General features: G+C 73.3%; 25 protein-coding genes and 1 pseudogene. 14 read left to right on the top strand and 12 right to left on the bottom strand.

What is annotated here, in order from left to right; genetic code table 11:
- Positions 1 to 26: 26 nt before the first annotated feature.
- The gene (locus tag H958_RS0104075; RefSeq protein ID WP_028057724.1) at positions 27 to 1,118 is read right to left on the bottom strand and encodes an enolase C-terminal domain-like protein; all 1,092 of its coding nucleotides are present in this window, start codon (positions 1,116 to 1,118) and stop codon (positions 27 to 29) included.
- Positions 1,119 to 1,214: 96 nt separating this feature from the next.
- Here H958_RS0104075 and H958_RS0104070 point away from each other — a divergent pair, with 96 nt between their 5' ends.
- A complete protein-coding gene (locus tag H958_RS0104070; RefSeq protein ID WP_028057723.1) occupies positions 1,215 to 1,448 on the top strand; it encodes a hypothetical protein in 234 nt (77 codons plus the stop codon).
- A gap of 59 nt (positions 1,449 to 1,507) precedes the next feature.
- Here the strand turns inward: H958_RS0104070 and H958_RS34850 are convergent, their stop codons facing one another.
- The 5 genes from H958_RS34850 to H958_RS0104045 are packed head-to-tail and all read right to left on the bottom strand — an operon-like array spanning position 1,508 to position 6,038.
- Positions 1,508 to 2,038 (bottom strand): FMN-binding protein, encoded by a 531-nt coding sequence (locus tag H958_RS34850; protein WP_051323793.1) that lies wholly within the window; start codon positions 2,036 to 2,038, stop codon positions 1,508 to 1,510.
- A 2-nt stretch (positions 2,039 to 2,040) separates the two neighbouring features.
- Positions 2,041 to 3,447: a ferredoxin reductase family protein gene (locus H958_RS0104060; protein WP_081685586.1), complete on the bottom strand. Its 1,407-nt coding sequence runs from the start codon at positions 3,445 to 3,447 to the stop codon at positions 2,041 to 2,043.
- A complete protein-coding gene (locus H958_RS0104055) occupies positions 3,444 to 4,196 on the bottom strand; it encodes an FAD:protein FMN transferase (RefSeq protein ID WP_051323792.1) in 753 nt (250 codons plus the stop codon). The genes H958_RS0104060 and H958_RS0104055 overlap by 4 nt, the downstream gene beginning before the upstream one ends.
- Positions 4,197 to 4,248: 52 nt before the next feature.
- Positions 4,249 to 4,905, bottom strand: a complete 657-nt coding sequence (locus H958_RS0104050) for a response regulator (protein WP_028057720.1) — start codon at positions 4,903 to 4,905, stop codon at positions 4,249 to 4,251.
- Positions 4,902 to 6,038 carry a sensor histidine kinase gene (locus H958_RS0104045; RefSeq protein ID WP_051323791.1) on the bottom strand — a complete coding sequence of 379 codons (1,137 nt, stop codon included), beginning with the start codon at positions 6,036 to 6,038 and terminating at the stop codon, positions 4,902 to 4,904. The genes H958_RS0104050 and H958_RS0104045 overlap by 4 nt, the downstream gene beginning before the upstream one ends.
- 111 nt (positions 6,039 to 6,149) lie before the next feature.
- Between H958_RS0104045 and H958_RS0104040 the strand changes: the two genes are divergently transcribed.
- The 4 genes from H958_RS0104040 (at position 6,150) to H958_RS0104020 (ending at position 9,394) form a co-directional block, all read left to right on the top strand.
- Complete coding sequence (locus H958_RS0104040; protein WP_231379166.1) at positions 6,150 to 6,848, top strand: ABC transporter ATP-binding protein; 699 nt, start codon at positions 6,150 to 6,152, stop codon at positions 6,846 to 6,848.
- Positions 6,845 to 7,594 carry an ABC transporter permease gene (locus H958_RS0104035; protein ID WP_028057718.1) on the top strand — a complete coding sequence of 250 codons (750 nt, stop codon included), beginning with the start codon at positions 6,845 to 6,847 and terminating at the stop codon, positions 7,592 to 7,594. The genes H958_RS0104040 and H958_RS0104035 overlap by 4 nt, the downstream gene beginning before the upstream one ends.
- A gap of 116 nt (positions 7,595 to 7,710) precedes the next feature.
- Positions 7,711 to 8,331: a class I SAM-dependent methyltransferase gene (locus tag H958_RS34845; protein WP_051323790.1), complete on the top strand. Its 621-nt coding sequence runs from the start codon at positions 7,711 to 7,713 to the stop codon at positions 8,329 to 8,331.
- A 148-nt stretch (positions 8,332 to 8,479) separates the two neighbouring features.
- On the top strand, positions 8,480 to 9,394 hold the full coding sequence (locus tag H958_RS0104020) for a hypothetical protein (protein ID WP_028057717.1): 915 nt from the start codon (positions 8,480 to 8,482) through the stop codon (positions 9,392 to 9,394).
- A gap of 12 nt (positions 9,395 to 9,406) precedes the next feature.
- On the opposite strand, the gene H958_RS0104015 is transcribed toward H958_RS0104020, so the two are convergent.
- The gene (locus tag H958_RS0104015; protein ID WP_028057716.1) at positions 9,407 to 9,832 is read right to left on the bottom strand and encodes a MarR family winged helix-turn-helix transcriptional regulator; all 426 of its coding nucleotides are present in this window, start codon (positions 9,830 to 9,832) and stop codon (positions 9,407 to 9,409) included.
- A gap of 64 nt (positions 9,833 to 9,896) precedes the next feature.
- Between H958_RS0104015 and H958_RS0104010 the strand changes: the two genes are divergently transcribed.
- The 3 genes from H958_RS0104010 to H958_RS0104000 all read left to right on the top strand — a co-directional run bounded on the left by H958_RS0104010 (position 9,897) and on the right by H958_RS0104000 (position 13,624).
- Positions 9,897 to 11,603 carry an MFS transporter gene (locus H958_RS0104010; RefSeq protein WP_081685584.1) on the top strand — a complete coding sequence of 569 codons (1,707 nt, stop codon included), beginning with the start codon at positions 9,897 to 9,899 and terminating at the stop codon, positions 11,601 to 11,603.
- Positions 11,593 to 12,258 carry an MBL fold metallo-hydrolase gene (locus tag H958_RS0104005; RefSeq protein ID WP_028057714.1) on the top strand — a complete coding sequence of 222 codons (666 nt, stop codon included), beginning with the start codon at positions 11,593 to 11,595 and terminating at the stop codon, positions 12,256 to 12,258. Before H958_RS0104010 ends, H958_RS0104005 begins: the two co-directional genes overlap by 11 nt.
- 61 nt (positions 12,259 to 12,319) lie before the next feature.
- A complete protein-coding gene (locus tag H958_RS0104000) occupies positions 12,320 to 13,624 on the top strand; it encodes an MFS transporter (protein WP_081685583.1) in 1,305 nt (434 codons plus the stop codon).
- Positions 13,625 to 13,761: 137 nt separating this feature from the next.
- On the opposite strand, the pseudogene H958_RS47305 reads toward H958_RS0104000, so the two are convergent.
- Positions 13,762 to 14,187, bottom strand: a pseudogene (locus H958_RS47305) (substrate-binding domain-containing protein); the annotation flags it as partial.
- On the opposite strand from H958_RS47305, the gene H958_RS34840 reads away from it, so the two are divergent.
- The 3 genes from H958_RS34840 to H958_RS0103975 all read left to right on the top strand — a co-directional run bounded on the left by H958_RS34840 (position 14,076) and on the right by H958_RS0103975 (position 16,546).
- A complete protein-coding gene (locus tag H958_RS34840; RefSeq protein WP_156027670.1) occupies positions 14,076 to 14,528 on the top strand; it encodes an ABC transporter permease in 453 nt (150 codons plus the stop codon). The pseudogene H958_RS47305 and the gene H958_RS34840 overlap by 112 nt on opposite strands.
- A gap of 14 nt (positions 14,529 to 14,542) precedes the next feature.
- A complete protein-coding gene (locus H958_RS42710; protein WP_156027669.1) occupies positions 14,543 to 15,220 on the top strand; it encodes a TVP38/TMEM64 family protein in 678 nt (225 codons plus the stop codon).
- Between the two features lie 99 nt (positions 15,221 to 15,319).
- Complete coding sequence (locus H958_RS0103975; RefSeq protein ID WP_028057711.1) at positions 15,320 to 16,546, top strand: EAL and HDOD domain-containing protein; 1,227 nt, start codon at positions 15,320 to 15,322, stop codon at positions 16,544 to 16,546.
- On the opposite strand, the gene H958_RS0103970 is transcribed toward H958_RS0103975, so the two are convergent.
- Entirely contained in the window at positions 16,547 to 17,038 is a 492-nt protein-coding gene (locus tag H958_RS0103970; RefSeq protein ID WP_028057710.1) for a beta-class carbonic anhydrase, read from the bottom strand.
- Between the two features lie 66 nt (positions 17,039 to 17,104).
- On the opposite strand from H958_RS0103970, the gene H958_RS0103965 reads away from it, so the two are divergent.
- The gene (locus H958_RS0103965) at positions 17,105 to 17,752 is read left to right on the top strand and encodes a response regulator transcription factor (protein WP_028057709.1); all 648 of its coding nucleotides are present in this window, start codon (positions 17,105 to 17,107) and stop codon (positions 17,750 to 17,752) included.
- Here H958_RS0103965 and H958_RS0103960 read toward each other — a convergent pair.
- Complete coding sequence (locus H958_RS0103960) at positions 17,747 to 18,733, bottom strand: sensor histidine kinase (protein ID WP_037409242.1); 987 nt, start codon at positions 18,731 to 18,733, stop codon at positions 17,747 to 17,749. The two genes, H958_RS0103965 and H958_RS0103960, sit on opposite strands and share 6 nt — an antisense overlap.
- Positions 18,734 to 18,796: 63 nt before the next feature.
- Between H958_RS0103960 and H958_RS34830 the strand changes: the two genes are divergently transcribed.
- Positions 18,797 to 19,072, top strand: a complete 276-nt coding sequence (locus H958_RS34830; protein WP_037409241.1) for a hypothetical protein — start codon at positions 18,797 to 18,799, stop codon at positions 19,070 to 19,072.
- Here H958_RS34830 and H958_RS0103955 read toward each other — a convergent pair.
- On the bottom strand, positions 19,038 to 20,717 hold the full coding sequence (locus H958_RS0103955; protein ID WP_037409239.1) for an AMP-binding protein: 1,680 nt from the start codon (positions 20,715 to 20,717) through the stop codon (positions 19,038 to 19,040). The genes H958_RS34830 and H958_RS0103955 overlap by 35 nt on opposite strands.
- A gap of 124 nt (positions 20,718 to 20,841) precedes the next feature.
- On the opposite strand from H958_RS0103955, the gene H958_RS0103950 reads away from it, so the two are divergent.
- Positions 20,842 to 21,183 carry an MmcQ/YjbR family DNA-binding protein gene (locus tag H958_RS0103950; RefSeq protein ID WP_028057706.1) on the top strand — a complete coding sequence of 114 codons (342 nt, stop codon included), beginning with the start codon at positions 20,842 to 20,844 and terminating at the stop codon, positions 21,181 to 21,183.
- A gap of 50 nt (positions 21,184 to 21,233) precedes the next feature.
- Here the strand turns inward: H958_RS0103950 and H958_RS42705 are convergent, their stop codons facing one another.
- A complete protein-coding gene (locus H958_RS42705) occupies positions 21,234 to 22,031 on the bottom strand; it encodes a lysophospholipid acyltransferase family protein (RefSeq protein WP_051323788.1) in 798 nt (265 codons plus the stop codon).
- Positions 22,032 to 22,119: the final 88 nt, after the last annotated feature.

Raw genomic sequence — 22,119 nt, 5'->3', positions numbered from 1 at the left:
GGGCGCCGCCGCGGTCGCGGCCGGCGTCAGGCGCGGAAGCGGTCGGCGTCGGCGCGCTTGAGCTCGATGCCGAGGCCCGCCCGGTCGCGGTCGGGCACGAGCCGGCCGCCGTCGGGTGACCGCGTCCCGTCGAAGAGCAGCGACTCGATCCGCACGTGGTCGTGGAAGTACTCGAGGTGAACCGCCGTCTCGCAGGCGGCGAAGACGTGCGCGCTCACCGCCGGCGCGCAGTGCGCCGAGAGCGGCAGGCAGTGGGCCTTGGCGAGCGCGTCGGCGCGCAGCACGCCGGTCACGCCGCCGCAGCGGGTCACGTCGGCCTGGAGCACGTCGACCGCGCCCGCGGCGAGCAGGCGCTGGAAGTGGAACACGTCGGTGCCGTACTCGCCCGCCGCGATCTGCATGCCGGCGGGGGCGCCGTCGCGGACGCGGCGCAGCCCGTCGTGGTCGTCGGAGGAGACGGGCTCCTCGAACCAGGTGACGCCGGCATACGGCCCGTGGGCCGCCGCCAGCGCGCGCGCGGGCGTGAACGCGCCGTTGGCGTCGACCATCAGCTGCACGCCGGGCCCGATCGCGTCCCGCACGGCGGCGAGGCGCTCGGCGTCGGCGCCGGGATCGCGGCCCACCTTGATCTTGACCTTGTCGAAGCCCGCCTCCATCCATCCCTCGGCCTGGCGGCGCAGCTGGTCGAGCGAGTACGACGTGAAGCCGCCCGAGCCGTAGAGGTCGACGCCGTCGTGCCAGCGCCCGAGCAGGTCGGCGAGCGATACGCCGAGCAGGCGCGCCTTGAGGTCGTGCAGCGCGACGTCGACGGCTGAGATCGCGTAGCCGCACAGCCCACTCGAGAGCGAGTTGCGCACCGCCCGCGTCATCGCGGCCCAGGCGGCCTGCGGCGCCAGCGCGTCGAGGCCCTCGACGGCGCCGGCGAGCTTTCCGGCGATCACGTCGGCGGCGCCGCGCTGGGCGTAGGTGTAGCCGAGTCCAGTCTCGCCGCCGGCGCGAGCCTCGACGACCACCACGGTCGTCGAGTCCCACTCCAGCGTGCCATCGGACTCCGGCTGGTCGGTGGGGATCTCGAACACGCTGACGTCGAGCCCCTGGAGGGGCGCCTGCTCACGCATGGGAGCGAGGTACCCGCCACCCGCCGCGAGCGCGCGTTCTCGTAAGCCGAGTGACCGGCGCGGCGAGGGCGCGCGCCGCCTGGGTGGCCGATCGGCATGGCCACGACTGACCGGCGCCGCGACGAACGCCGCTCGGCGGCGACGCTCGGGATCCCGACGCTCGCGCTCGCCCTCGCGGTCACCGTCATCACCAGGTACGAGACCGACCTGCCGCCGAGCGCGGTCGAGCGGATCGCGCGCTGCCGATCCTGCGGGCGATCGGCGCTCAAGCCCGTCGAAGCCGAGTCGCCGCCGAGCGAGCGCGCGCCCGGGCGCATATCAGGCGGTTGACCGCGTCGTCCACGAGCTGGTCTGGGACTGGGCACCGGACGAGCGGCCCGCGGATGCGGTCAGCGCCCGAAGGGGCCGCCGTGGTGGTCTTGGATGTCGGGCATGGAGGTGCTTGCGCGGGATCCGTCGGCGGCCTTGAAGCCGAGCTTGTCGAGCGCGGACTGCAGCGAGGCCTCATAGCTCGCGCTCGTGAAGGTGGCGCCGCTGACGGTGTCGATCGCGGCGCTCTGCTTGGCGAGCGCGCTCTGGCGCAGGAGCGGCTCGGCGTAGCTGGAGATGGCGACGGACTTGGGGTCGTTGCCCTGCAGCTGGAGCGGCTCGATCTTCGTGATCTTGCCGTCCGTGACGGTCACGCGGACCTGGGCATTGCCGTATTGCGTGGGGACCACGTCCCCGGTGGCGGTGCGCGTGCCGCTCGAGCCGCTGCTGCCCGAGGGCGACGCTCCAGCGCCGGCGGGCGTCGTGGCCGTGGCGGCGGGCGTCGCCGCGCTCGCGGCGGCGCTGGGCAGCGCCGGCTCGTGGGGCTTGAAGCTCAGGACGGCCGCGAGGCCGGCGGCGGTGGCGGTGAGGACGATGGGGGCTCGGCGCATGCTCAGAAGGCGAAGGACTCGTGGTGGATGCGGTCGCCGGGGACGCCGGCCGCGCGGGCGGCGGCGGTGACGGCGGTGGTGAAGCCGCCGGGCCCGCAGACGTAGACGTCGCGGTCGGTCAGCTCGCGGGCGAGGACGGCGTCGAGGTCGACCTGCTCGCGCGGGCCGACGAGCTCGTGCAGGGTCCCGCGTCTGGCGCTGACGAGCGCGGCGATCTCGTCGCGCAGGAGGAGCTCCTCGCGACGCGACGCGCGCAGCACGACGACGACGTCGACGCGCTTGGGCAGCTCCTCGAGCAGGGCGCGAATCGGTGTGATCCCGACCCCGGCGCCGATCAGCAGCACGCGATCGCCGCGACGCGCATCGGCCGTGAACGCGCCGTAGGGTCCCTCGAAGGCGACGCGCGTGCCGGGCTTGAGCCCCGCGAGCGCGGCGCTGTGGTCGCCGAGGTCCTTGACCGTCACCCGCAGCCGATTCGGCTTCGGCGCGGCCGACAGCGAGTACGGATGCGCCTGCCACCACAGGCCCGGGCGCAGGATGCGCCACTGCAGGAACTGGCCGCCGGCGATCGGGATCCGGTTCAGCCGGCGTCCGCGCAGGACGACGGAGTACGTGCGCGGGCCCACCGGCTCGACGGCGTGGACCGTCACGCGATGGCGCAGCGAGCGGTACAGCGGCAGCGCGACGCGGCAGGCGAGCACGAGCGCGAGCGTGCCGATCCACAGCGCCGTCCACCAGAACGTGGCGACCGGGTGCCCGACGAACGACGCGCCCGTGTGGACCTGATGCGAGAACGACAGGAACAGCGCCAGGTACGTGTACAGATGTACCGACCACCACGTCTCGTACGCCATTCGCCGCCGCGCGAGCCGGTAGGAGCTCACGCCGGCCGCGATCAGGAGCACGAACGCGACGGTCGCCGCGAGGATCCCGGGATAGGTCCACAGCAGCTGCCCCAGCTGGTGCAGCAGGCCGTCGCGCGCGGCGCCGGCGTAGCCGGCTGTGATCAGCACCGCGTGCGCGCCCAGCAGGTACAGCGGCCACGGGCCGAGCCGGCGATGCCAGCGCACCAGCCGGTCCTGGCCGATCGCGCGCTCCAGCGGCCCGAAGCGCGCGACGAGCACGACGACGACGATCATCGCGTACGCCGCGGCCAGCCCGCTGAGGCGCCCGAGCGCGGTCGCGACGCCGCCGGGAGCGCGCAGTGAGCCGGCGCTCTCGGCCGAGATGCCCAGCGCGAGCGTGACGCCGAGCCCGAGCCCGGCGAGCGCTGCGAGCGCGTCCACGACGCGGGGCCGCTGCCGCGCGAGCCGGCGGCGCCGCGGCCGGGGCGCCGCGACGGGCTCGGGCTCGGGGACCGCCGCCGGCTCCTCCTGCTCCCAGCCGGCCCAGAGCGCCTGCGAGCTCATCCGGCGTCCTCCAGCAGCGGGAATCCCGGCGTGCACAGCACCGTGGCGTCCGCCAGGATCGTCATCGCCTCATAGTCGTCGAGCCCCAGCGTCCACGCCGGGCCGGCGGCGCCCATCGCGAACGCCGCGGTGCTGTACGCATCCGCGGTGCCGAGGTCGGGTCCGGTCACCGTGACCGAGAGGACGTCGCCAGGTGCCGCGCGCATGTGCGGGTCGACGATGTGCGCGCCGCGCTCGTAGGCACCGGAGGTCGCCACCGCCAGGTCGTCGGCCTGCACCCGAGCGGCGATGGCGGTGCGGTCGAGCGGATGCTGGATCCCGATGCGCCAGCCGCGCCCGCGCGTGATCACGTCGCCGCCGAGGTTCAAGCAGAAGCGCGTCGCACCGCCCGCGACGAGGATCTCGGCCGCGCGCTGGGCCGCCCACCCCTTCACGAGCGCCGACGGGTCCAGCCGCCCCGCCGGGCGCACGTCGAAGTAGCCGTTCGTCTCGGCGCGCAGCCGGAGGCAGCGATCGAGGACCTCGCGGACGTCCGGCGACGCGTCCGGGATGCGCAGCTCGCCGCGGTCGAGGCGGCGGATCTCGCTGTCCTCGCGATAGGTGCTGAAGCGCGCGTCGGCCCGGTGCAGCTCGCGCATCGCGGCAGCCACGGCCGCGTCGTGCGCGCCGTCGTCTCGCAGATCGAGCGAGACCACGGTCCCCATGACGGACTCGACATGGATCGTGCGCGGCTCAGAGGTCGTCGGCATGCGTCGAGGATCGGCGCCGATGCTCGGAGAAGCCTGAGATTCCCCTGGGAGATCAGCCCGCGGCGACGAGGCCCGACTCGTAGGCGAGCGCGACGAGCGCGGCGCGGTCGCGGCAGCCGAGCTTGCGCAGCACGTTGCTGACGTGCGTCTTGGCGGTCAGCGGGCTGATGACGAGCCGGCCGGCGATCTCGGCGTTCGTGAGCCCGTCCGCCACGAGCCGCGTGATCTCGCGCTCGCGCTCGGTCAGCGCGGCGAGGGCGGCCGGCGGCTCGGCAGGATCGCGCCGCGCGGCGAACTCGGCGATCAGCCGGCGGGTGATGCTCGGGGCGATGAGGGCGTCGCCTGCGGCGACGATCTCGATCGCGCGCAACAGGTCGGCGGGGCGGGTGTCCTTGAGCAGGAAGCCGCTGGCGCCGGCGCGCAGCGCGCCGTAGACGTACTCGTCGAGGTCGAACGTCGTGAGGACCAGGACGCGCGTCGCCTCGAGGTGCGGATCCGCGCAGATGCGCCGGGTGGCCTCCAGGCCGTCGAGCACGGGCATGCGGACGTCCATCAGCACGACGTGCGGGAAGGCGCGCCGCGAGAGGTCGATGGCCTCGCGGCCGTTGGCCGCCTCCCCGACGACCTGCATCTCGTCCTGGGCGTCGATCAGCGCCGCGAAGCCGCCCCGGACTGCGGCCTGGTCGTCGGCGACGAGGACGCGGATCACGAGCGGGCGTATGGGAGCTCGGCGTCGACCCGGAACCCGCGCGCGAGCCGGCGCGCGGTCAGCGTCCCGCCGGTGGCGACGGCTCGTTCGGTCATGCCCATGATCCCGACGCCGGGCCCGTGCCCGTTCGCCGCGTCGGGCGTGCCCTCGCCGTTCTCGATCGCCACCCGCACCCGGTCCGGTTCGAACGACAGCGTGACCTCGACCGCCGCACCCGCGGCGTGGCGGCGGGCGTTGGTCAGCGACTCCTGCAGGATCCGGTAGGCCGCGAGCGACACCGCCTCGGGCACGCGCTGCGCCTGCCCACCGACCGTCGCCATGCGCACCTCGACGCCGTCCTCGCGCGTGCGCCGGACCAGCTCCGGGACGTCGTCGAGGCCCGGCGCGGGCCGCAGCGGTGCCGCACCGCCCTCGCTCCCGCGCAACACCCCGAGGATCGCGCGCAGCTCGTCGATCGCGTCTCGGCTGGCTTCCTCGATCGTGTCGAGCGCGCCCCGCACGTGCGCGGGATCGCGCTCGAGCAGCTGCCCCGCCGTGGACGCCTGGACGTTGATGACCGTGAGCGTGTGGGCGATCACGTCGTGCAGGTCGCGGGCGATGGCCAGCCGCTCCTGCTCGGCCCGCCGCACCGCCTCGTGCTCGCGCGTGCGCTCCGCCAGCGCGAGGCGCTCCTGCAGCAGCGCGAGGTTCGCGTGGCGGATGCGGTGGACGTCGGCGATCAGCAGCGGGATCGCGACCAGGAGGACGTGCCCGAGCGTCTGCAGGATCGTCGGCCCGCCGCCGTGGAGGGCGTCGGCCACGACGACGGCGGCGACCGCCGCGACGGCGGCGACGACTCGCGCGCGGACGCCTCCGCGCAGCGCGAGCGAGTACAGCGCGACGGCCGGCGCGATGACCGCGGTCGCGCCCGCGCCGGGCTCGACGTGCAGCAGGACGAGCGTGAGCGCGCCCGAGACGGCGAGCGTCGCCGCGGGCCGGCGACGGCGGCCGAACAGCGAGAGGCCGGCCGCGCAGCTCAGCACGAGCGGCAGCGCCCGCGCGTCGCCGCTGTGGACGACGCCGGCGGCGACGATCACCGCGGCGACCAGCAGCGGCACGACGGCGTCGGCGAGTGATGGGACGCGGGAGCGCACCGTGACGCGAATGTATCGGCGCCGCGAGCCGCCCGGATACTCCTGCGGGAGTAGATCGATCGCTTCGCCCGGCGCATGCGATCCGGGTCGCGGCCGCTGAAGATCTCCGGCGTGCCGACGCTGACCGCCACCAACCTCACCAAGCGCTACCGCGAGGTCGTCGCCGTCGACGGTCTGACGTTCGCGCTCGAGCCGGGCAGCATCATCGGATTCCTCGGGCCCAACGGCGCGGGCAAGACGACGACGCTGCGGCTGCTGCTCGGCCTCGCCGAGCCCACCTCCGGAACGGCGCTCGTGTTCGGCCGGCCGTACCGCATGCTCGAGGACCCGTGCCGTCGCGTCGGCGCCGTGCTCGAGTCCGGCGACTTCGATCCCGGGCGCTCCGGGCGCAATCACCTGCGCGCACTCGCGCTGGCCGCGAAGGTCGGCTTCGACCGCGTGGAGGAGCTGCTCGCGCTCGTGGAGCTGAGCGACGCGGCCGCCCGGCCCGTCCGGACCTACTCGCTCGGGATGCGCCGGCGCCTGGGGCTGGCCGGCGCGCTGCTCGGCGATCCCGACCTCCTGGTCCTCGACGAGCCCGCCAACGGCCTCGACCCCGCCGGCGTGCACTGGCTGCGCGGCTTCCTGCAGCGGTTCGCGGGGACCGGGCGGACCGTGCTGCTCTCCAGCCACGTCCTCGCCGAGGTGGCCCAGACCGTCGACTCCGTCCTGATCCTGAGTCGCGGGCGCCTGATCGCCGAGCGCCGGATCGACGAGCTGCCCGACCCGGCTCGCGCCCTGGAGGCGCTCTACCTGGAGCTGACCGCATGACCGCCCAGCTGCGTTCCGAGCTGCTCAAGCTCCGCACCACCCGCACCACCCTCGCGCTGCTCGGCTGGATGCTCGGGCTCGTGGTGCTGATCGTGGCGTTGCACCTCTTGAGCTTCAGCGCATCCGCGCTGGCGCGTGAGGGCAATCAGTTGAAGATCCTCGGGCTCGGAACGAGCCTCGCCGCGCTGTTCGCCGCCCTGCTCGGCGCGCTGTCGATAACCGGCGAGCTGCGCACCGGCACGATCCGGCCCACGTTGCTGATCACGCCGCGGCGCACCCGCGTCGTCGCGGCGAAGGTCGTCACGAGCATGCTCGCCGGCGCGGCCGTCGGGCTGCTCGCCGAGGCGCTCACCGCGGCCGCCGAGGCCATCGGCCTCGCCGTGCGAGGCATCCACGTCGAGCTCGGCGCCGGCGACTACGCGCAGCTGCTCGCCGGCGGCGCCCTCTCCGCGGCCTTCTTCGGGGCGATCGGCGCCGGCGCGGGCGCGGTCGTGCGCGGCCAGGTCGCGGCCGTCACCGGACTGTGCGTCTGGCTGCTGCTGGTGGAGCCGCTGCTGCTGGGCGATGTCCCGTCGGTCGCCAAGTACGCGCCCGAGGCGAGCGCCGGCGCCGTCGCCGGGGCGATCCAGGGCCAGCTCGCCGGCACCCTCGTCGCGCCGGGCGCCGGCGCCGTCCTGCTCGCCGCCTATGCCGCGCTCGCCGCGCTCGCCGGCGCGTACCTCATCACCCGCCGCGACGTCGGCTGAAAAAGGGAGCACGCCATGCAGAACCGCCAGAGATCGTCCGCCCGGCTCGTCGCCGTGATCGTGGGGGTCGTGATCGTCGTGGTCGCCCTGCACCTCACCGGCGTCGTGGGGCCAGGATGAACACCGCCGCCGTCCGCCGGCGCTACGGCTGGGTCGCCTCGATCTACGACTGGGCGAACCTCGAGGGCCTGCTGTACGCCCGCGCGCGGGCGCGCGCCATCGAGCTGCTCGACCTTCGTCCCGGCGCCCGCGTGCTCGACGTCGCCTGCGGCACCGGCGCGAACTTCGCGCTGATCGAGCGGCGCATCGGGCCCTCCGGGACCCTGGTCGGCATCGACCTCACGCCCCAGATGCTCGGCCGGGCCCGCGCCCGGGTCGCCCGCGCGGGCTGGAGCAACGTCACCCTGCGCGAGGGCGACGTGTGCGAGCTCGCCCTCGGCGAGCCGTTCGACGCCGCGGTCTGCACGCTCGGACTCTCGGTGATCACGGAGTGGGAGCGGGCCTGGGAGGCGATGGCGACCGCCGTCCGGCCCGGCCGCCGTCTGGCGATCATGGACGCCGGCTTCCCCGAGGGCACCGGGCGGCGCGGGGCGGGCCCGCTCGCGTGGACCCTGGGCCGCCTCTTCGCCGCCGATTGCGCCCGCCGCCCGTGGCGGCTGCTCGAGCGCGACGCCGCCGGGCCGGCGAGCGAGCGGTTCACCTGGGGCTGGGTCACCGCGGCCGCGGGAGCGAGGTGACCCTCCGCACGTCGGCTCCAAGGCGCCGTGGCACGAGATCACCGGCGACCTGCCGCAGTACGAGGAGTACGCGCCGTAGCCGAGGTGGCGGCGCCTCCAGCCCTAGGTGGACTTCGCGCGCGCCCCGCGGTGGGGCACCTTTGCGGCAATGTCTCGCCTCCCCGCCCTCTTGATCACCGCCGCGGCGCTCGCGGGCGCCCCGGCCGCCAAGGCCGCGGCGCAGCCGCTCGCCGTGGAGAAGCACGCCACCACCGTCTCGACGTACGCGGACGCCATCGCGTGGTCGAGCTATGACGCCGCGACGGGCGCCTACCGGCTGACGCTCGACCGCGCCGGCCAGATCACCCGGCCCGCCGTGCCGCCCTCGAAGTCCGCGTTCGACGTCGACCTCGGCACCTCGCGCAGCGGCGCGCTGGTCGCCGTCTACTCGCGCGCCGGCACGCTCTACCAGTACGACGCCGCGTCCGGCAAGGAGCGCAGGCTCGCGATCTCCGTGCACGGCGCCGCGCTCTCGCAGCCGACCGTCATGGCCGGCCGGATCGCGTTCGTCGCCCGCTCCAAGCGCCACGACTCGCTCCGCCTGCGCACGGCCGCGCGCGGCGCGGGCAAGGTCGTCTATGTCTCGCCGGCGATCAGCGATCCCGAGCTGTCCGGCACGCGCCTCGCGTTCGTGACCGCGACCGGCGCCGGGACGATCCGCCGCGTCGAGTCGCTGCGCGTGCAGACGCTCACGGGAACCTCCCGGACCGTCTATCAGGCGCGCAGCGGCGGCGCCAACGACGCCGACATCGTCGGGCCCGGCTTCGACACGAGCGGCAAGCACCTGCTCTGGGCGCGGCGCAACATCGGCTCCGGGTCCGGCAACCGCTACGTCCGCCTCACGCTGTCCTCCGGCAAGCTCGCGTACGCGACCGGCACGGACAAGCTCTACAGCGCGAGCTGGATCGACACGGCGAACGGGTTCGCGACCGCGCTGATCGGCAACGACGACGACGCCTCGGCGCCGGGCGACGGCGTGACCGTCGGCACGACCGGCTCCTTGGCCTTCACCGCGCGACCTTAGCTGGATCCAGGCTCAAGCGTCGGCGACGCGCCGCAGCAGCGGCACCGCCTGCTCCAGCAGCGCGCGCTCGGACTCCGACAACTCGGTCTCCAGCGCGCGCGTGAGCCAGCCCTCGCGGCGCGCGCGATCCGCCGCGAGGGCTTCGCGTCCCGCGGTCGTGAGCTCGACGAAGGCGCGACGCCGGTCGTCGGGGTCCGGCCGGCGCTCGACCAGCCCGCGCTGCTCCAGCTCGTGCACGGTCTGCGCCATCGACTGCGGCCGCATGTGCGCGCCCGACGCGAGGTCGCTGATGCTCTGCGGGCCGTGACGATCGAGCGCGCCGAGGACCGCGCCCTGGGGGAGCGAGAACGCGTGCTCCGCGCGCAGGCGCCGGATGATCTGCCCCACGGCGATGCGCAGCTCGGCGGCGAGTGCGGCGCTGTAGCTCTCGGGGCTCATTCGGGTGCTCGGAAGTCTACTCAGCAGGCAAACTGAACAGGTTGCCTGTATATTATCCAGGGCAGTGACCGAAGACCGCTACAAGTGGATCGCCCTCTCCAACACGACGCTCGGCGTACTGCTCGCCACGCTGGACGCGTCGATCACGCTGATCGCGATGCCGGACATCTTCCGCGGCATCCACCTCGATCCGCTGCAGCCGGCGAACAGCTTCTATCTGCTGTGGATGATCCTCGGCTACCTCGTCGTCTCGAGCGTGCTGATCGTCAGCCTCGGCCGGCTCGGCGACATGCTCGGCCGCGTCCGGATCTACAACCTCGGCTTCGTGATCTACACGGCCGCTTCGCTGCTGCTGGCCGTCGACTGGATGACGGGCCGCGCCGGCGCGACGTTCCTGATCGTGTTCCGGATCGTCCAGGGCATCGGCGGCGCCTGCCTGCTCGCCAACGCGGCGCCGATCATCACCGACGCCTTCCCGTCGCACCAGCGCGGGATGGCGCTCGGCATCAACAACATCGTCGGCGTCAGCGGCATGTTCGTCGGCCTGGTGCTCGGCGGCCTGCTCGCCCCGATCGACTGGCGCATGGTGTTCCTCATCTCCGTGCCGATCGGCCTGCTGGGCACCGTCTGGGCCTACCTGCGCCTCGAGGAGCGCAGCACGCCGCGCAAGGCACCGATCGACTGGTCGGGCAACATCACGTTCGCGCTCGGCCTCGTGCTCGCGATGGTCGCCGTGACCTACGGCATCCGCCCGGCCGGCGGCCACGCGACCGGCTGGGGGAGCGGCAAGGTGATCGCGCTGCTGAGCGCGTCCGTGCTGAGCCTCGCCGCCTTCGCGCTGATCGAGAAGCGCGTGCCGCACCCGATGTTCCGCCTGCGCCTGTTCCGCATCCGCGCGTTCACCTTCGGCACGCTCTCGACCTTCCTCTCGGCGGTCGCGCGCGGCGGCCTGATGTTCATGCTGATCATCTGGCTACAGGGCATCTGGCTGCCCCAGCACGGCTACACGTTCACCGAGACGCCGCTGTGGGCGGGCATCTACATGCTGCCGCTGACGCTCGGGATGCTGATCGCCGGGCCGACCTCCGGCTACCTGTCCGACCGCTTCGGCGCGCGCGGCTTCGCGACCACCGGGATGATCGGTGCGGCGCTCAGCTTCGGGCTGCTGATGCTGCTGCCGATCGACTTCCCGTATCCGCTGTTCGCGCTGATCATCGCGCTCAACGGCCTCTCCATGGGCATGTTCGCCTCGCCCAATCGCGCGGCCGTGATGAACAGCCTCCCGCCCGAGGATCGCGGCGCGGGCGGCGGCATGAACCAGACCTTCCAGAACTCCGCGCAGGTCGTGTCGATCGGGATCTTCTTCACGCTGATGGTCGTCGGCCTCGCGTCGACGCTGTCGGACACGATGAGCAGCGGTCTGCAGGCGCACGGCGTGCCGGCGGGCGTCGCGCAGCACGTCGCGGCGCTCCCGCCGGTCTCGATCCTGTTCGCGGCCTTCCTGGGCTACAACCCGATCCAGAGCCTCGTCGGCGCGCACACGCTGAACGGGCTCTCTCCGGCCGACCACGCCGCGCTGGTCGGCCACTCGTTCTTCCCGCAGCTGATCGCGGAGCCGTTCCGCCACGGCCTGCACGCCGCGTTCACGTTCGCGATCCTCGCGTGCCTGATCGCCGCGGCCGCCTCCTCCCTGCGGGGCGGCCGCTACCGGCACGGCGAGCTCGCGCTGCGCGGCGCCATCCCACGACCCGAGGAGCAGCATGCACGTTGAGTGGTACGGCCAGTCCACCTTCCGGCTTCAGGCGGACGGCACGACCGTCGTCATCGATCCGTTCGGCGACATGAGCGCGGCCGCGGCGCGCGGCATCGCGTGGGACTACCCGCCGATCGAGGGCGTGACGGCCGACCTGCTGCTCGTCACGCACGAGCACGGCGACCACAACGCCGTCGAGGTGATCGGCGGCGATCCAGTGCTGGTGCGCTCGACCGCCGGCACGCATCAGTCCCCGGCCGGGGAGGTCGTCGGCATCGCGTCCGAGCACGACGACGCCGCCGGCACCCAGCGCGGCCCGAACACGATCTTCGCCTTCACGCTCGGCGGCGTGAAGGTCGCGCACTTCGGCGACTTCGGCCAGGGCGCGCTGCGGCCCGAGCAGGCCGCCGCGCTCGGCGAGGTCGACCTCCTGTTCATCCCGGTCGGCGACGGCCCGACGATCGGCCCCGCGCTCGCGCACGAGATCGCCGGGCAGGTCAACGCGCGCTGGGTCGTCCCGATGCACTACCGCACCGAGCGGATCAACTTCCTCGAGCCGGCCGATGACTTCATCGCCCGCTTCGGCCACGCCGCACGGCTGGAGGCGCCGAGCTTCGACCTCGCCGGGCTCCCGGAGGGTCGCCCGTTGGTGGTCGTCCCGGCGACGCCGTAGGACTGTCGCCCAGCGCCCACGGGTACGCCCCTCGTCACCTACACGAGGGAGGGTCCGCCTCATGGGATTGCGGATGCTGCGGGAGCAGGCGCGCGGCCTGACCCGCGACCAGCGCAACGCGTTCTTCGCGGCCTGGCTGGGCTGGGCGATGGACGCGTTCGACTACTTCCTGCTCGTCTTCGTCATCACCGACGTCGCGGACACGTTCCACACGAGCAAGACGCACGTGGCGGTGGCGACCACGCTCACGCTCGCCGCGCGACCGGTAGGCGCGGCGCTGTTCGGCTATTGGGCTGACAAGGCCGGGCGCCGCCCCGCGCTGCTGGCGTGCGTGCTGTTCTACAGCACCGTCGGCCTTCTGACCGCGTTCAGCACCTCGCTGACCATGCTGCTCGTGCTGCGCGCGCTGTACGGCATCGGCATGGGCGGCGAGTGGGGTCTCGGCGCCTCCCTGGCGATGGAGAAGATCCCGGCCGCCAAGCGCGGCTTCTACTCCGGCGTGCTCCAGCAGGGCTACCCGGTCGGCTACCTGATCGCGGCGATCGCCTTCTTCGTCGTCGAGCCGATCGCCGGCTGGCGCGGGCTGTTCGTGTGCGCGGCGATCCCGGCGCTGCTGGCGCTGTTCATCCGCATGCGCGTCGAGGAGTCCGAGGTGTGGGAGCAGACCAAGCAGCGCGAGCGCCAGACGCGCGTCGGCTTCCGCCAGGTGCTGCTGAACCCGGTCGTGGCGCGCCGCTTCCTGTACCTCGTGCTGCTGATGACCGCGTTCAACTTCATGAGCCACGGCACCCAGGACTACATCCCGACGTTCCTCGAGGACACGTTCGGCGCGGGCCACACGACGACGGTGCTGGTCGCGATCGTCTACAACATCGGCGCGATCCTGGGCGGCGCGTACTTCGGCGCGCTCTCGCAGGGCTTCGGCCGCCGGCGCACGATCGTCGTGTGCGCCGTCTTCGCGCTGCTCGTCTCGCCGCTGTTCGCGTTCTCGTCGACGCTTGCCATGTTCGCCATCGCCGCGTTCGTGATGCAGTTCTTCGTCCAGGGCGCGTGGGGCGTGATCCCGGCGCACCTGACCGAGCAGTCGCCGGACGAGATCCGCGGCTTCTACCCCGGCGTCACGTACCAGCTCGGCAACCTGCTGGCCGCGGTCAACCTGCCGCTGCAGACCTCGCTCGCCGACAGCCACGACGGCCACTTCGCGCTGTTCGCCGTGATCGTGCCGGTGCTCGTCGCGGTGATCGCGCTGACGCTGCTCGGGCGCGAGGCGCGCGGCGTCGAGTTCGGCCGCGTCGAGGCGCGGACCGGCCGCTTCGCGCGTGAGGAGGCCGGCGCGCCGGCTGAGGCCGGGGCCCGCGGCTCCTAAGGGATCGGTTGTCCGACGAGGCGCCGTTCGCCGGATGCCGGCGCGGCGCCTCAGCGCGACCCTGTGGGGCATGACACCCATGTCCCTCCCGATCGCCACCGTCCTCGCGCGCGAGGCCGTCCGCCGCCAGTTCGCGGTCAAGGTCCGGGCGCGCTGAGCTCACCGCTGCCGCGCGCGACCAGCGTCGTGCCGAGCACGGCGCGCCGCGGCGGCCCGCCGTAGCCGTCGAGACGCTCGAACAGCAGCTCGGCGGCGCGGCGACCCAGCCCGGCCGGGTCCTGCGCGACGACCGTCACGCCCGGCCGCACGACGTCCGCCGGCAGCACGCCGTCGAAGCCCACGAGCGCGACCTCGTCCTGCAGCCCGGCGTCGTGCAGGGCCCGCAGCGCGGCGACCGTGACCAGGTTCTGCCCGCAACGGCTCGTTCCTCGGGCTGCCGAACCTGCTGTGGATGTTCGCCGTGGTGGTCGCGGTCGCCGCGTTCGTGCTGCGCAGGACGGTGTTCGGCCGCTACGTCTACGCGGTCGGCTCCAACCCGGAGTCCGCGCGCCTGGCGGGTGTGCCCGTGACGCGCGTGCTGATCGCCGTGTATGCCATCGGCGGGCTGCTCGCCGCCGTCGGCGGCGTGCTGTTCAGCTCGCGGCTGAACGCCGGCATCCCGACCGCGGGCACCGGCTACGAGCTCAACGCGATCGCCGCGTGCGTGATCGGCGGCGCCAGCCTGTTCGGCGCCAAGGGCGGCGCGTTCGGCGCGGCGGCCGGCGCGCTGATCGTCGGCACGCTCAACAACGGCGGCAACCTGCTGGCCGTCAACTCGTTCTATCTGCAGATCATCATCGGCGCGCTGATCCTCGTCGCGGTGGCCTTCGACCAGTGGCAGGGGCGAAGGGCGCGGAGCGCCTGAGTACCGTAGGCGGGGTGCGCCGCATCCTGCTCGTCCTCGTCGTGCTGGCGGCGTGCACCGGCCTCGTGCTCGCGGTGCCCCCGCTGCGCGAGGCCGTGACGCACGTCCTGCACGGCGACGTGCACGGGCTGCGCGCGCAGCTGCGCGGCCTCGGGACGGCCGGCGCCGTCGTGGTGGTCGCGCTGATCCTCGCCCACGCCGTGCTGTTCTTCCCCGCCGAGATCGTCAACGCCACGGCGGGGCTGGTCTACGGCTTCGCCGTCGCGTTCCCGCTCGTGATCGTCTCGTGGGCGGCCTCGGGCCTGCTGGCCTACTGGCTGGGCTCGGCCGCGGGGCGCCCGTTGGCGCTGCGGCTGATGGGCGAGGAGCGGGTCGCGCGGGCCGAGGGCGCGATCGAGCGCGGCGGCGTGCTGGCGCTGCTGCTCGCCCGGCTCGTCCCGTTCGTGCCCTACAGCCTCGTCGGCTACGTCGCCGGCGCGGCCGGCGTGCCGCTCTGGCGCTTCGTGTGGACCGGGGTGATCGGGATCATGCCGATCACCGCCGCGGCGACGTACCTCGGGCACGCGCTCGGGGACCTGTCGGCGTCGGATCCGCTGCTGTGGGCCGCGCTCGCCGTCCTGCTGGCGCTCGGCGCGCTCACGCTCGTCACGACCCGGCGGCTGCGAAGCCCTTCCGATACGCGGGCGGAATGACGTCCGCCCACTCCTGGTGGCGCTGGATGTAGCCGTTCACGAGATCGCGAGGAGCCGCCGCCCTCATCTTCGCGGCCGGATCGACCGATAGGGATGACCATGTCCTCGACCGCACGATTTGGCAGGGCCCCGAGCAGCACGGCAGCTGAGCCGGTCGTCGTCGCGCGCCAGCCGATCTTCGATCGGGCCGAGAACGTGATCGGCTTCGAGCTGCTGTCTCCACTCAACCGGATCGCCGATCCGCGCGCCGCCAGCGCGAGCGTCCTGGTGCAGTCCTTCGCCGACGTCGGGCTCGACCGCCTCGTCGGCACCTATCCCGCGTACGTGCGGGTCTCGCGCGAGTTCCTGCTCGCCGTCCGGCCGCTCCCGCTCTCGCCCGAGGCGGTCGTGCTCGAGGTCGACGCGAGCGCCGGCGACGACATCCTCGCGGCGATCCTCCGCGACGCCGTCGCCGACGGCTTCCGGATCGCGCTCGACGACTTCCGCCACACGCCGGACTCGGAGGCCCTGCTGCGGCTCGCGAGCATCGTCAAGATCGACGTCGCGCGCATGGACGGCGAGACGCTGACCGGCACGGTCGCCGCGCTGCGCGGCCACGGCATCGCGCTGTTCGCCTCCAACGTCGAGACGCGAGCGGAGTTCGAGGACTGCCTCGCGCTGGGCTTCGACGGCTTCCAGGGCCGCTTCTTCTCCGAGCCGGCGCGCCTGACGGGCAGCTCGGCCCCGACCTACCGCCTGCGCGCGCTCTCGATGCTCGCCGCGCGCGGCGACCTCAGCTCCTTCGAGTCGCTCGAGCGCGTGATCGTCGAGGACCCGGGCCTCTCGCACAAGCTCGTCCGGCTGGCCAACTCCGCGTTCTTCGGCGGCCGCAACCCGGTCGGCTCGATCCGCCAGGCGCTGATGATGCTCGGCTCGGTCGCCGTCCGGCGCTGGGCCACGCTACTCGTGCTCGCCGGCGTCACCGATCGCCCCAACCACCTGCTCGAGCTCGGCCTCTCGCGGGCGCGGCTGTGCGAGCTGCTCGCGCTGCGCGACGAGGAGGCGGAGTCTGAGCGCGCGTTCACGGTGGGGCTCTTCTCGGTCGTGGACGCGCTGCTGCGGATGCCGATGCCGCAGCTGCTCGAGGAGCTCCCGTTCGACGAGCGCACCAAAGGCGCGCTGACCGACCACCACGGCCCCGAGGGCCGCATCCTCGCGGGCGTGCTCGCCTATGAGTCGGGCGACTTCGGGCGCTGCACGACTCGCGGTGTGAGCCTGTTGGACATCGCGCGCGCCTACCGCGACGCGCTCGACTGGACGACCGACGCCGCGCTGCAGCTCGCCTGATCAGGCGACCTCGCGCAGCCTGCCCGTGCCGATGTCGTAGACGAAGCCGCGCACGTCGTCCGTGCGTGGGATGAACGGCGACGCCTTGATGCGCTCGATCGACCGGCGGACGTCCTCGTCGAGATCCGAGAACGAGTCGTCGGGCCACCGCGGGCGGACGCCGGTCTCGCTCTCGAGCGAGCGCTTGAAGGCGTCGTCGTCGAGACCGTGCATGCCGCACTCGGTGTGGTGGATGAGGACGATCGCCTCGGTCCCCATCATGCGCTGCGAGATCGCGAGCGAGCGGACCGCGTCCTCGGTCACGACGCCGCCGGCGTTGCGGATCACGTGCGCCTCGCCGTTGCCCAGGCCGAGCGCGCCGAAGACGTCCAGGCGCGAGTCCATGCACGCCAGCACGGCGACCTTCTTGGCGGGCGCGACCGGCAGCCGCTGCTGCGCGAACGACGCGGCGTAGACCTCGTTGTTCGCCAGCAGATCGTCGATGACCGACACGTCCCAGCTCCTTTCTCGGCGTCCCGGCTCAGAGACTACGAGGCCCGCCGTGCCTATGCTCGAACCGTGCGCGCGGTGGTGGCCGATGACGAGTTGCTGGTGCGGGAGGGCGTCGCGCGGTTGCTCGAGGAGCACGACATCGAGGTCGTGGCGCGCGCGGCCGATGCGCGGGATCTGGTGCGGCGCGTGCGCGCGCACCGGCCCGACGTGGCGATCATCGACGTGGCGATGCCGCCGGACCAGACCGACGACGGGTTGCGCGCGGCGCTGGAGATCCGGCGCGAGCTGCCGGACGTCGGCGTGCTGGTGCTCTCCCAACACCTGGCCGAGCGCTACGCGCTGGACCTGATCGGCGGCGACGAGCGCGGCGTCGGGTACCTGCTCAAGCACCGCGTGGCCGATCTCGAGGGCTTCCTCCTCGCGGTGCGGACCGTCGCCTCCGGCGGGACCGCGGTGGACCCTGAGGTGATCGCCCGCATGCTCGGGCGGCGCCGGCCCGACGATCCGCTGGCGTCCCTCACGCCGCGCGAGCGCGAGGTCATGGCGCTGATGGGGGAGGGGATCTCCAATCGCGGCATCGCTGAGCGCCTGCAGGTCGGCCAGCCGGCGATCGAGAAGCACGTGACGAAGATCTTCAGCAAGCTCGGGCTCGGGTGCGACAGCTCCGAGCACCGCCGCGTCCTCGCCGTGCTCGCGCTGCTGCGCGCGTCATAAGGGCAAGGAGGCGCGCAGGGTGGTGCCCGGCCCGGACTTGTCGATCTCGCACGTGCCCCCGAGCGCGGCGACGCGGTCCGCCAGGCCGCGCAGACCGCTGCCGCGGGAGGGGTCGGCGCCGCCGCGGCCGTCGTCGGCGACGCTCACGCGCAGGGCGCCGTCGCCGGTGCGCGCGACCACCCGGACCTCGGTGGCGCCGGCGTGCTTGGCCGCGTTGGCGAGCGCCTCGGCGACGACGAAGTAGGCGGCGGCCTCCACGTCGGGCGGGTAGCGCCGCTCCTCGATGTCCAGCAGCACCGGCAGCGGCGCGTCGGCGGTCAGGTCCTCGAGCGCCGCGGCGAGGCCGCGATCGGTCAGCACCGCGGGATGGATGCCGGCCGCGAGCGACCGCAGCTCGGCGATCGCGCGGCGCGCGTCGGCCGCCGCCTCCTCCGTCTCTCCGCGCTCGAGCCGCAGCAGCAGCGAGACGAGCCGCTGCTGCGCGCCGTCGTGCAGGTCGCGCACCAGGCGCCGGCGCTCGTCGGCGGCGGCGGCGACGATCCGCGCGCGCGACTCGGCGATCTCCTCCGCGCGGGCCTGGGCCGCCGCCGCGCGGGCCAGCGCCGCCTCGGTCTCCAGCCGTTCGGAGATGTCGCGGAACACGACCACCGCGCCGCGGCCTTCGTGGGTCTGGACCGGCGCCGACACGTACGCGACCGGCACCATCGCGCCGTCGCGGCGGATGAACCAGTCGCGCTCCACGCGGACCGCGGCCCCGGTCCTCAGCGGCGCGAGCAGCGGACACTCTCGCGACGGGTACGGCGTGCCGTCAGGGTGCTTGAAGTGGATCGTCGCGTGGCTGTCGCGCCCGAGCAGCTCGTCCTCGGAGTAACCGAGCAGCGCGAGCCCGGCAGGGTTGACGTAGCGCACCTCGCCGCCGGAGCCGACGAGGTAGACCGCGTCGGCGATGCTCTCGAGCAGGGTGTCCAGCAACGGCGCCATAGGCGCCACGATACGTGGGTAAACCCGACGCCTTCCCGGGCACGATGAGCCTAGGCTTAGAACATGGTCGGATTCCTTCGCTACGGCCTTCCCGCACTGCTCGTGCTCGCCGGCTTCGTGATCCTCTTCACGGTCGACAGCTCGGCGCGCTGGGACGGTTGGGCGATGTGCGTCGGCTCGGGGCTCGCCGTCCTGCTGCTCAACTGGCTCTTCCGCATGGGCGCCAAGGGCGATCGCGAGCGCGACGACGAGGTCGCCGCGCGCGAGTACCTCGCCGAGCACGGCCACTGGCCGGACGAGCCGCTCAGCCGCTCAGCTCCGGGAAGTCGCGGTCGCTGAACTCGCCCGGCACGGCGGCCCCCGGGTCACCGTGCTTGTCGGCCTCCCCCGCCCGCAGCTCGACGCGGCGGATCTTGCCGGAGATCGTCTTCGGCAGCTCGGCGAACTCGAGCCGGCGGACCCGCTTGTACGGCGCGAGGTTCTCGCGCGCGTGCCGGAGGATCGCGAGCGCGGTGTCGCGGTCGGGCTCCCAGCCCTGCGCGAGCACGACGTACGCCTTCGGGACGGCGAGCCGCAGCGGGTCGGGGCTCGGCACGACGGCGGCCTCGGCGACGGCCTCGTGCTCGATCAGCACGCTCTCGAGCTCGAACGGCGAGATGCGGTAGTCGGAGGCCTTGAAGACGTCGTCGGTGCGCCCGACGTAGGTGATGTAGCCGTCCTCGTCGCGCGCCGCGACGTCGCCGGTGTGGTAGTAGCCGTTGCGCATCGCGTCGCCGGTGCGCTCGTCGTCGTCGCGGTAGCCGACCATCAGGCCGAGCGGGCGCTTGGACAGGTCGAGGCAGATCTCGCCCTCGTCGGCGGGCTGCCCGGTCAGCGGGTCGATCAGGGCGACCTCGTAGCCCGGCAGGGGCCGGCCCATCGAGCCCGGCTTGACGGGCTGGCCGGGCGGGTTGCCGATCTGCAGCGTCGTCTCGGTCTGCCCGTAGCCGTCGCGCAGCGTCAGGCCCCACGCCTCCTTGACGCGCTCGATCACCTCGGGGTTGAGCGGCTCGCCGGCGCCGACGACCTCGCGCAGCCGCGTGCGCGCGCTGCTCAGGTCGGCCTGGATGAGCATGCGCCAGACCGTCGGCGGCGCGCAGAAGGTGGTGACGCCGATGCGCTCGAGGACGCCGAGCAGTCCCGCCGCGTCGAAGCGCTCGAAGTTGTAGATCGCCACGCATGCCTCGGCGAGCCACGGCGCGAACAGGTTGCTCCACGCGTGCTTCGCCCACCCAGGGCTGGAGAGGTTGAGGTGGATGTCGCCCGGCTCCAGCCCGATCCAGAACATCGTGCTCAGGTGGCCGATCGGGTACGACGCGTGCGTGTGCTCGACGAGCTTGGGCCGCGCGGTCGTGCCGGAGGTGAAGTAGAGCAGCAGCGTGTCGCTCGACCTCGTGGGACCGTCGGGCGAGAAGTGCGCCTCCGCCGTGTAGGCGCCGGCGTACTCGCGCCAGCCGTCGACCGGCTCGCCGACGGCGATCTTCGTGAAGGCGCCGTCCGGGACCTTGTCCGCGTCGGCGGAGCGCGCGATCAGGTGGCGCGCGGCGCCGCGCTCGACGCGGTCGCGGATGTCGGACTCGGCCAGCAGCGTCGTCGCGGGGATGACGACGGCGCCGAGCTTGATCGCGGCGAGCATGCACTCCCACAGCTCGACCTGGTTGGCGAGCATCAGGACGATGCGGTCGCCGCGCTCGACGCCCTGCGCGCGCAGCCAGTTGGCGACCTGATTCGAGCGGCGGTGCAGGTCGTCGAAGCTGAGCTTGTCCTCGCTGCCGTCTGCGCCGACGATCCACAGGCCCGGAGCGTCGTTGCCACGGGCGAACGCGTCGAACCACTCCAGCGCCCAGTTGAACTCGGCGGGCGCCGGCCACTCGAAGGCGGCACGCGCGCCCTCGTAGTCGTCGCGACGCTCGAGCAGGAGGTCGCGGGCCGTCTTGAGATCCATGACCCGGCGACCATACCGCTCGGTCCGCCCTGTCACATTCGCGTCCGCCGAGGCGTCATCGGGTCATGACGAACGCCAAGCGAGACCTCCCTCGCGCGGTGCGCCGGGCCGTAAGCTCCCGGTCATGGCGAGCTGGGACGACGTGATCGCGATCGGCGGGCGCTTCCCGGGCGTGGAGGTGACGACGTCCTACGGGCGGCCGGCGCTGAAGGTCGTGGGCAAGTTCATGTGCTCGGTCCGGCAGGACCCGGACGCGTTCGTCTTCCGCGTGCTCGACGTGCCCGACCAGCAGGCCCTGGTGCGCGGGCAGCCGGACGTCTTCTTCACCACCCCGCACTACGACGGCTGGCCGTACGTGCTCGTGAACATGGATGCGGTCGGGAACGAGCAGCTCGCGGAGCTCGTCGAGGACGCGTGGCGGATCCGTGCCTCGAAGAAGCTCGTCGCCCAGCTCGAAGGCGGCTGAGCGCGCCCGCGCGCAGTTGCCGTGGGCGCTGAAGGCCCGCGGCGGCGAGGTCATCGCCGGCCGATTCGCTTCTTGCGCTTCGGCAGCTTCGCCTTGACCTTCTGCGCGCGCGTCTTGGGCTTGCGCTGCTGGCGGATGGCCACGCCGCCGCCGGCCGCGAGCGCGGCGAGCAGTGCCGCGATCAGGCCCTGCTTGGCGCGCAGCGAGCGGAACTCGCGCTCGACCTCGGGCCAGACCTGGTTCTCGATCAGGTCGGCGGCCGCCTCGGGCGTGGCCTCGAGGTCGCCGGCCGGGATCGGCGCCGCGAACGCGAGCTGGACCCGCACCGGACGCGGGAGCCAGCCGGCGAAGAGCTTCTCGGTGCCGGAGATGGCGCACGGGACGATCGGCGCGCCGGCCTCGATCGCGAGCCGCCCGGCGCCGCGGCGCGGCGCGCGCAGCTCGTCGGGCTCCCGGTGGCGGGTGCCTTCGGGGAACAGCGCCAGCACGCCGCCCTCGCGCAGGACCATCCTTGCCGTCTCCAGCGCGTCGGGGTCCGCCTCGCCGCGCCGGACCGGGAAGGCGCCGAGCGCCGACAGCAGCCGCGCCGACCGGCCCTCGAACAGCTCCTTCTTGGCCATGAAGCGCACGTGGCGCGGCGTCGCGAGACCCACGAAGAACGAGTCGTAGAAGCTCTTGTGGTTCGGCGCGATCACGCACGGCCCGTCCTTCGGGATGTGCTCGGAGCCGGTGATGCGGAAGCGCCACAGGAGCTTCACGAGCGGCAGGATCAGGAACCGGATCGTCCCGTAGACGGGACGCGAGACGCCGCGCGAGCGCGCGAGCGCCTGAGCTTCGTCGTAGGTCACGGCCGTAACGTAACGTTGCGGCGGCTTGACCGCGCGCTGGTGCGCCCGGAGAGCGCCTTCAGCCGCCACTCAGGACCGGGTGAGACGT

Origin of the sequence: Candidatus Solirubrobacter pratensis (assembly GCF_000425945.1) — a bacterium.
Taxonomy (GTDB): Bacteria; Actinomycetota; Thermoleophilia; order Solirubrobacterales; family Solirubrobacteraceae; genus Solirubrobacter; species Solirubrobacter pratensis.
The sequence above is the reverse complement of the archived record's forward strand: the minus strand, read 5'-3'. Positions and strand labels throughout refer to the sequence as shown.